This window comes from Campylobacter showae CC57C, from assembly GCF_000344295.2.
In the GTDB taxonomy this organism is placed as follows: domain Bacteria; phylum Campylobacterota; class Campylobacteria; order Campylobacterales; family Campylobacteraceae; genus Campylobacter_A; species Campylobacter_A showae_B.
On the sequence record NZ_AOTD01000127.1, the window covers coordinates 1 to 8,648 of the forward strand.

Genomic DNA, 8,648 nt, shown 5'->3' on the forward strand with positions numbered 1-8,648 from the left:
GGGGGGGGGGGGGGGTTTCCCTCCTCTTATCTTAAAAATTCCTTGTCTTCTTACGTTAGCTTGTTCTTAATAGGGTTAATAGGGCGAGCATACTCTACGTGACCACAAAACGTTACCGTTTTTGGCTTACGTAGAGGCTCGCAAGGAGAGCTTGCTGCTCCTTTGACCCACGCTTTTGCTCCGAGTGTATTTATTGAAAACAGCTGAACTAAGTAGGCTGTTTTCAATAAATATTTAAACTTACGGACATATTTCCGTAAGAGCTCGGAGTGATTGTAGGTTAATTTTTTATTTTGTTTCTTGCTTAAAAAACAATCCATCTATTCTCTCTATTGGCTGCTAGTACCATAAACTTAAAATATGTTTTTCTATACGTTTTATAACGGAATTCAAGGAAAAACCAAAATTAAGTAAAATTTAACCAAACTCGTAGTGTAAAGTGCCCTATAGCCCATAAAATACGTTTTTTAAAGTTTTCTTATAGTGTGTAGCTAAATGCTCGTTTGTTTCTTTTTCCGATCCCATACCTATTTAACATGTATAAATACGTTTGTATGCAGTTACTTCCTATGGACTCAAAAAAATATTTGGATTTTTTGCTTTGTGATCTATATTTTGGCTTTACTTCTACAAATAAAACATCTATCATGTGTTTTATTGGGACATTCTTATGTAGGAGATATTTATGAATGTAGATTTTCATAAAAAGCGCAGCGTCACTAAGAACATAATCAAAAAACTAAGACTAACCGATGCCGAATGGTCGGCTATCGAAAAGAAGCTAAAAGAAACGGGAACGACCTTTTCAAAATTTGCCCTAAGTTCAATGCTGTCCAGGCGAATTAGACTTCCTATTGAAAGGGAGCTTTTAGCTGAGTTAGCTAAACAAGGAAACAACCTAAACCAAGTGGCTGCCAGGTTAAACCGCGACGAAAGTTTGGGTAGGGTTGCCATTCTAATTCTCACCGAAAATAATGCTCTTTTGCATCGAATTTACGAGACTTTGGGGAAATAGTGAACTATATCAATCAAGACCGCTACCTCACAAACATAAAGAAAGCTATTAACAACTATGCTAGTTAAATTCCTTCCAACCTACACCGGTGGCGGCCTTGGAAGTATAAACTATCTACTAAACGAAAGAAAAGCGGCCGGAACGGCTAAGGTCGTAAAGGGCGACGAAAATTTAACTAGAGCTATTATTAAAGGAATCGACTTTAAGCAAAAAACATGCTTTGGAGTTTTGTCATTTGAGGAGAAGCACGATTTTTTGGATGAAGAGCAAAAGTTAAAAATAATAAAAGATTTTGAGCGCGCACTGCTTGGGGATTATATGTTAGATAGAGTAAATGTGCTCTGGGTCGAGCATTCGGACAAGAACGGTCGGCTTGAGTTAAATTTCTTGATCCCAAAGATTGATCTTATAACAGGTAAATCATTTAATCCATACCTGGCTAAATTTGACCAACATAGGATTGATTTGATTAAAAGAATGATTAACGACGAATATAACCTTTCTAGCCCCGATGATCCCGCAAGAGAGCAAACGATATCGGCTAGCAAGAAAAATATTGGACACTATCAAAATTTAGAAGAACTAGATAAAAAGCTACACGACCTAGCCAAAGAGGGCTACATCAAAAATAGAGATCATATGATTGAGCTTCTTAACCAAAGTGGCATTGAAGTAACTAGATCTACAAAGAAAAGTATAACCGTAGTACTACCTAATCAAAAAACAAAAAATCGTCTCAAAGGAGGAATATACGATGCAAATTTCACAGGCGCTCAAGGACTTGGAGAACTCGGCCAAAGCTCAAGCAGAAGAATTAAAGAGTTCCATAATAGAGATACACAAGCAGAGCGCGAAAGAAATAGGCGAAAGCTTGAAGAGCTTATTGAAAAGCGAGATAGATTCAATAAGCGGAAATTTAGAGCCTCGCTTTCAAGAGATAATATCGAACCAGAACAGGAGCAAAAGATGGATATCGGTACTCACGGCTACGATGGCGCTGATAATAGGAATAGCGGCGGGATATCAGATGCGCTCTTATGCACTGGAGCCGCAAATCAAGAAAACGAGATCGGATGCGATCAAGGAGTTGCAAGCGATTTTAGGCGAGCAAACGAAAAAGATGGAGACAATGGAGGTATGGACGATACCGCAAGCTTGGAGACATTCCGAACCAGAAGCGGACGGAAGGATGCGGTACTACATATTGATCTCTCGGAGCAAGGAGATCTTCGAGCAAAACGACAAATACTACATACCTATGAGAACGGAGTAGAAGATGACGACATTGGAAGAAGCATTGTTCAAAGAAAACGAGAGCTTGACGCAGATGATCAAGAGCGAAAGGAGCGAACACGAATCGCAGAAGAAGGCCTTGATCGAAAAATACGAGAAGGAGTTATCGAATTTGCGGCAATCGAATGTAAATTTGATAGAATGCATGCAATATTTGATAAACGATTGCGAGAACAAAATATACGAATCGTCGCAAGCGCAAAAAGAAAGATACGAGAGATCTTTGGAGTTTTTAAAAAAGAAATTAATAAGTTTGCAAGAAAAATTCAAAGAACTATCGAAAAAATACGAATCTTTGAAAGAGAAGTGTCAAGAATAGTAGTTGACGAACAGTATCTTAAAAACAAAAATATCGAGATGTCATTTGGTGCAGATGATGAACTGCTGAAAGTCCTAGGCCAGGAGAACGAGAATGTATGGGGAATGGATACGAGATAGAATCTGATGGTTTTATCTGTTTGGCATTATGCTCCCAGTTGAAATCCAAAGATAGATTTGCTAGGTTTATTTTTCAGAGCTTGGGTATGCCCAAAAATAGGCCTACCCAAGCGTACCTCAGCTTTATTTTAATACCAATTTCGTTATCTGTCCATTTATATTATACAGATTCGGCATCTAAAATATATTGCACTTGATCTCTATCCACTTCGTGCCGGGCTATCCATTTTTCTATTTTTTCTCTATCGTATAGAACTTTTCTACCACCCAGCTTTATATAAGGCAAGATGCCTTTTGATCTCCAAATGGATTGAGCATCCGTACCGATACTAAAGAGCGCTTCAAATTCCGTAGGGGTTATAAACTTTTTCTGACAAGGATTTATTTGCATTTTTTTCCTTTATAAATTTTATACCCATCCTATCATGTGACAAACTTTAAGTCAAGCAAAAAATCGGTTCGCCAAAGATATTTTACTGTTTTTTATTTTGAGGTAATAGTATGGTAATTGGAGGATTGTTAAGTATGATTTTTAGGTGCGAAGGCTACCGAAGTAGCCTAAGACCTACGCCGTAAGGCGCGTACAAGTATGCGAATACTACAATATATTCTCTTAAAAGTGTATAAAATTTCTTTTTATGCTTGCTGAAGATTTTACCAAGAAGGCGTAGGTACTGGTTAGTTTATTGTTGGATTCATAAAATCCTTTATGTTTTCTAGCTCTTTTAAGCAGGCTCATTAGCTCTACTACTGTAGCTTTTTTCATGGGTTTGGTTTTGCAAAGTATATTAAATATCAAAAAAGAACATAAAAAGTTATTTATAAATGGATTTTTCATTTTATTTTCAACGCTTTTTTTCGATGATCTTAGATGTAAATTTAAAAAATCCATAATCTGATAAGTCGGTCTAAATTTGTCGATAGGGTTTAGATTGTTTATCAAACAGTTATTGTGCGCCGCTGCATTTCTAATAAACTGCACTGATGTTAGCATGTTTTTTATTTTTATGTATTCTTGATTTGGAAATTTTTTATAATAAAAATCGCAAAAATTTGTAAAGTTTTTAAACTCCAATATCTCGATTAAATTCCATATCGATAGGTTGACTCTATATTTATTAATAATATTGTCTTTGGCTGTAAAATCGTGTTTGCTATAATTTAAAAAATAGTTTTTCTGTTTGGGATTGGCATTGAGATAATCATCTACTATCGAGTATCCATCGCACTCATCTTCATTAAAATCCCTTAATAGCTTAGTTTTTAAAAGATGCTCTATATTTAAGGTAAGAGTTAGGATAAATCTGCGAAGATGCATATCTATAGTAGATAGCTCCTTTAAATAGGCAAACTCTAAATTTATGTATGTACCGTCGTCTCGTTTGGTGTAATTTTTAGCATAGGCTTTTATTTTAAATAGGTAACTATTGTTGGTTAAAAAATCGATAGCCGATTCTTTATTGCATATATTAAATTTTACCCCTTTGGTTTCCAAGTAGACAACTTGCCGGGCTATAGATAACTTTGGTTTATTAAATTTATCCAATTTTTTATTCTTTACAATTATATTGTTTCATTATATCATATTTTATATATTTAACCTCTCGTTTTGCTTTTCCAGTATTTTGCTCTAACCGTCATTTATACCCCAATCTTTTAGTGGCTACTAAATTTTCTATCACTTGCGAACTTTTTTGGGTCGCCTTATAGGTATCGACGCCAAGATAGTGTTGCAGAGTCGCCAGTTCTTCGTGTAGTAAAGTGCCTGACATCGTATGGATATCTGCGCTAGCTTCCGCAAGAGCGCCGACTACTATATCTCTCGCCATATGTAGGTGAAAATTCTCAACTCCTGAGAGTTCTCTGATTTTTTTAACTTGTCTGTCGAGATTAACTATCGTCTCGCCGCTTACGGGACTGGCAAACACTAGCTCGGCTATCCTGGGTATCTCTTGTAGCTTGGATGCTATAAAATTTGGGATGGCTACGATATAGTCATTGGAGTTTTTCGTCCTCTCTAAAAGCATAGTGTTGTTGTTGAAATTTATGTTTTTCCATTGTAGGTTTAAAATTTCAGACTTTCGCCTGCCCATAAAAATCAAAGCAAAAAGCGTCCAATAAAAAACATCATCAGCGTAAAGTTCATTAATGGCAGAAAATAAATTTCTAAGCTTATCTGAGCAATTGATGACTTTTGATTTTTTCTCGATCCTGTCCAACTTTAAACCAAGCGTCGGCTCGAAAGCTAGAGCCCTATGAATAAGCGCGTACTTAAACATCGGGCGCAAAATTTCTTTTATCGTTTTGTTGTATGTTTTTGGCGATAGTCCCTTGTTTCGCATGGAGTTATAAAAAATTTGAATATGGTCAAGCGTTACCTTTTCTATTGCCAGCGAGCCTAGAGGGCTATTTTTGATATGATTGTTGAACATCGCCGCTAGCCCGGTCGTAGCTTTGGTTTTGGCTCTAGTTTCCATATATAAATCCCAAAGCTGCTTAACTTTGATATTTGGCTGGATTCTAGAAACATTAGACGCCGCCATATCTTTGCCTTTTGCCCACTCCGCAAAAACTGCCATAGCTTCTTGTAAATATTCCCGCCCGGTCCATTTTTCTCTTACGGCTATTTCGACTACTTTGGTAGCTCGCTTTCCATCGCTACTTCTTTTTCTGAATAAAAATTTATTCGTATAATTTTTACTCACGTATATATTTGGAATTTTCGTCTTTCTGTATTCGCTTAGACTGATTGACATTTGAGTCCTTTTTAAAATCCTTTGCGCCGCTTTGGGTAACCCACTAGGTAACCCATTTGGCGATAGAATTATAATTCTAAAAAAGTTATAATCAGCTTAAAATATCGTATTTTAGGACTATACAAACTTATATAATCCTTAATAAATCTGCGGCGTATTTTTTCAAGTCCTTTCATCCGCACCATCTAAAAATTCTTAAATCCATTTCCACAATAAAATCTGTTCTATCGTATGCTTAATTGATCTATTTTTAAATTTTTTAGCACTAAATTTGAATAAATTTGTGCTACAGTATGTTACATACTTTAGATAAAATCTAACATAGAGTAATACAATTTAAAATATTTTGCTGTAAAATTTTCATAAAATTTAACTACTTGCATAGCCGAAAGGAGATTGCCGTGGGTCAAATTTTAAACGATACCCTAAGCCAAATTTATGAAAATTTAGGCGACGAAATAAAAAATTTAAACGTGCAGCGCGTTGTGGTTGGACTATTTTTTACGGGCGTAAAGCTAAGTAACGGCGTTTGCGGCGTGAGCTACACTCCGCTAAAATCATTTCCGCAGGCCGTTTGCTGTCCGTCGCAAGCCGCGATAATGCCAAAATCCGGTAACATTTGCGGTAAAAACGTAAAAACTCTTTTAAAAGACATAACTAGCGACAGCCTGCTAAAGAAAACCATCGCCGTAGCCGCCCTAAACGCGCTTTCGCAGACATGTTATGAGCGCTCTGGTAGTCTGTATGCGACTAAATTTAAGGCCGATCCATTTGATGAGCTAGCTATCAAGCGCAGCTCGTTTAGCGTGATCGTAGGTGCACTGGTGCCTTACATCAAATTTATGATGAAAAACAGCCTGGATTTTCGCATTTTGGAGCTTGATAAGAGCGCGCTAAAAGGCGATGAGCTCAAATATTTTATCCCGCAAGGATGCGCCTCGGACGCGATCAGGGCGGCCGATAATCTCATCATAACCGGCGTCACGCTACTAAACGACACGCTGGAGGATATCTTGAGCTTAAAAAAGAGCGGAGCCGAAGTCATCGTCGTGGGTCCTACCGTTTCGATGTCGCCTAAAGCACTTTTTGATAGGGGCGTGAGCCATGTGGGCGGCATCTATACTACGCATGCGGACGAACTTCTGGACGTGATCGGGCAGGCTGGTTCGGGGTATCATTTTTTCGGCAAATTTGCGGAGAAATTTGTAATGAGTCGCGAGAGTTCGACTTCTAAAATTTGGAAATTTAACGATCAAAATGTATAAAACCAAATTTGGCTAAATTTGCAGTCCAGGGAGTGATTTTGTTTAATGTAAAATCACCGGCTTGATATTAAATTTAAAACGAAAGTAGATAAAAATTAGTTTTAAATTTGTGCGAATTTATAAGAATTTCGTCGAATATAAAAAGGGCCGAGCAAACCGCCCGACCCAAATTTGTGCTAGTAAATTTTAATAAAACGAACTAACTTTGCCCGTCAAATTTACCATAATATTTTTCATCTGAGTGTAGTGCTCAAGGATGATTTTGTGCGTTTCACGGCCTATGCCGGAGCTCTTGTAGCCGCCAAACGGGCTGCCCGCCGGGATCTGGTTGTAGCAGTTTATCCACACGCGGCCCGTCTCCATCGCGCGAGCGGTGCGGATGGCGCGAGTGATGTCCTGTGTGAAGACGCCGCCGCCTAGGCCGTATTCGCTGTCGTTTACCATTTTTATGAGCTCGTCCTCGTTTTTAAATTTGATCACGACGCCTACCGGACCGAAAATTTCCTCTCTGGCTACGCGCATATCGTTGCTCACGTCCACTAGCAGCGTCGGCTCTACGAAGCTATCTCCCGCAGCCGCAAGCTTGCCTCCGACGGCGATTTTGGCGCCTTCTTTGACGCCGATATTGATGTACTCGACGATTTTGGCGGCTTGTTTAGCGTTGATCTGAGAGCCCATCTGCGTCTTTGGATCCAGAGGATCTCCGACTTTTAGGTTTTTAAATTTCTCCACAGCCGCGGCGATAAATTTGTCGTAAATTTTCTCCTCGACAAATATCCTACTGCCCGCGCAGCAAACTTGTCCTTGGTTAAACAAAATGCCCATCTGGACGCCGTCTAGAGCCAGATCAAAGTCTGCGTCGGCGTAGATGATGTTGGCCGATTTTCCGCCTAGTTCGAGCGTTGCGGGGATGATTTTTTCAGCTGCAGAGATAGCGATCTCGCGTCCGATCTCGGTCGAGCCGGTAAATGCGATCTTGTCGATGCCGCTATGCTTTTGCAAAAACGCTCCGGCGCCGCTGCCTTTGCCCGTGATTACGTTTACGACGCCTTTTGGTAGCACGTCTTTGATGAGGCGCATTAGCTCGAGCACGCTCAGGCTCGTTTCAGACGACGGTTTTAGCACGCTCGTGTCGCCCGCGGCGATGACCGGGGCTAGCTTCCACGCCGCCATCAAAAACGGGAAATTCCACGGCACGATCTGCGCTACGACGCCGATAGGCTCGCGCAAGATGAGCGAGAGGTGCTTTTCCTCGAGCACGTTTGCGCTGCCTTCTTCGCCCTGGATCACGCCCGCAAAATACCTAAAATGCTCCGCCGCGTACGGCACGTCCACGTTTAGCGTCTCGCGGATAGGCTTGCCGTTGTCCATCGTCTCGACCGCGGCCAAAAAGTCCTTGTTTGCGTCGATTATATCGGCGATTTTGAGCAAAATTCTGCTTCGCTCGCTCACCGTGCTATGGCGAAACGTCTTAAATGCTTCGCGTGCGGCCTTAACCGCCGCATCCACGTCCTCTTTGCTCGCGTCCGCGATCGCGGCTAGCTTTTTGCCGGTGGCCGGATCAAAGGTGTCTAGCGTCTTGCCGCTGCTTGCAGGGACGAATTCGCCGTTTATAAAAAGGCCGTATTTTTCTTGTAACTTAACCATTTTTTCTCCTTTAAAATTATTTAATAACTGAAATATTACTCCTCCATTATAAATATTTTGATAATTAGAAAATAATCGTTATCAAAAATTTGAGCGGAAATTTGACGGGATTTTGAGTTAAATTTGCGGGGAATATTTTAAATTTGAGTCGCCGAGACCCGTATCTTTAATATGATAAAATTTAGTTGTCAAATTTATATTTTACTTCTTTGTTAAGGGGGAAGGGGCTTGAAT

At 39.7% G+C, this 8,648-nt stretch carries 7 protein-coding genes; 3 read left to right on the forward strand and 4 right to left on the reverse strand.

The window, feature by feature from the left end:
• The first annotated feature begins 685 nt into the window (after positions 1 to 685).
• Together H740_RS04880 and H740_RS04885 are read left to right on the forward strand one after the other, a co-directional pair.
• On the forward strand, positions 686 to 1,015 hold the full coding sequence (locus H740_RS04880; RefSeq protein WP_002951980.1) for a plasmid mobilization protein: 330 nt from the start codon (positions 686 to 688) through the stop codon (positions 1,013 to 1,015).
• Between the two features lie 57 nt (positions 1,016 to 1,072).
• Positions 1,073 to 2,746, forward strand: a complete 1,674-nt coding sequence (locus H740_RS04885; protein WP_002951981.1) for a relaxase family protein — start codon at positions 1,073 to 1,075, stop codon at positions 2,744 to 2,746.
• 160 nt (positions 2,747 to 2,906) lie between these two features.
• Here H740_RS04885 and H740_RS04890 read toward each other — a convergent pair whose 3' ends face one another.
• From H740_RS04890 to H740_RS04900, 3 genes are all read right to left on the reverse strand, one after another.
• Positions 2,907 to 3,137, reverse strand: a complete 231-nt coding sequence (locus H740_RS04890; RefSeq protein ID WP_002951982.1) for a helix-turn-helix transcriptional regulator — start codon at positions 3,135 to 3,137, stop codon at positions 2,907 to 2,909.
• Positions 3,138 to 3,359: 222 nt separating this feature from the next.
• Entirely contained in the window at positions 3,360 to 4,292 is a 933-nt protein-coding gene (locus H740_RS04895; RefSeq protein ID WP_002951983.1) for an Abi family protein, read from the reverse strand.
• Positions 4,293 to 4,383: 91 nt separating this feature from the next.
• Entirely contained in the window at positions 4,384 to 5,502 is a 1,119-nt protein-coding gene (locus tag H740_RS04900; protein WP_002951987.1) for a tyrosine-type recombinase/integrase, read from the reverse strand.
• Between the two features lie 401 nt (positions 5,503 to 5,903).
• Here H740_RS04900 and H740_RS04905 point away from each other — a divergent pair, with 401 nt between their 5' ends.
• Positions 5,904 to 6,767 carry a DUF364 domain-containing protein gene (locus tag H740_RS04905; protein WP_002951989.1) on the forward strand — a complete coding sequence of 288 codons (864 nt, stop codon included), beginning with the start codon at positions 5,904 to 5,906 and terminating at the stop codon, positions 6,765 to 6,767.
• A gap of 186 nt (positions 6,768 to 6,953) precedes the next feature.
• Here the strand turns inward: H740_RS04905 and H740_RS04910 are convergent, their stop codons facing one another.
• Positions 6,954 to 8,414, reverse strand: a complete 1,461-nt coding sequence (locus H740_RS04910) for an aldehyde dehydrogenase family protein (protein ID WP_002951991.1) — start codon at positions 8,412 to 8,414, stop codon at positions 6,954 to 6,956.
• Positions 8,415 to 8,648: the final 234 nt, after the last annotated feature.

Excerpts from the sequence above, each read along its gene's own strand:
- H740_RS04880 (WP_002951980.1), top strand. The coding sequence starts at position 686 with ATGAATGTAGATTTTCATAAAAAGCGCAGCGTCACTAAGAACATAATC.
- H740_RS04885 (WP_002951981.1), top strand. The coding sequence starts at position 1,073 with ATGCTAGTTAAATTCCTTCCAACCTACACCGGTGGCGGCCTTGGAAGT.
- H740_RS04890 (WP_002951982.1), bottom strand. The coding sequence starts at position 3,137 with ATGCAAATAAATCCTTGTCAGAAAAAGTTTATAACCCCTACGGAATTT.
- H740_RS04900 (WP_002951987.1), bottom strand. The coding sequence starts at position 5,502 with ATGTCAATCAGTCTAAGCGAATACAGAAAGACGAAAATTCCAAATATA.
- H740_RS04910 (WP_002951991.1), bottom strand. The coding sequence starts at position 8,414 with ATGGTTAAGTTACAAGAAAAATACGGCCTTTTTATAAACGGCGAATTC.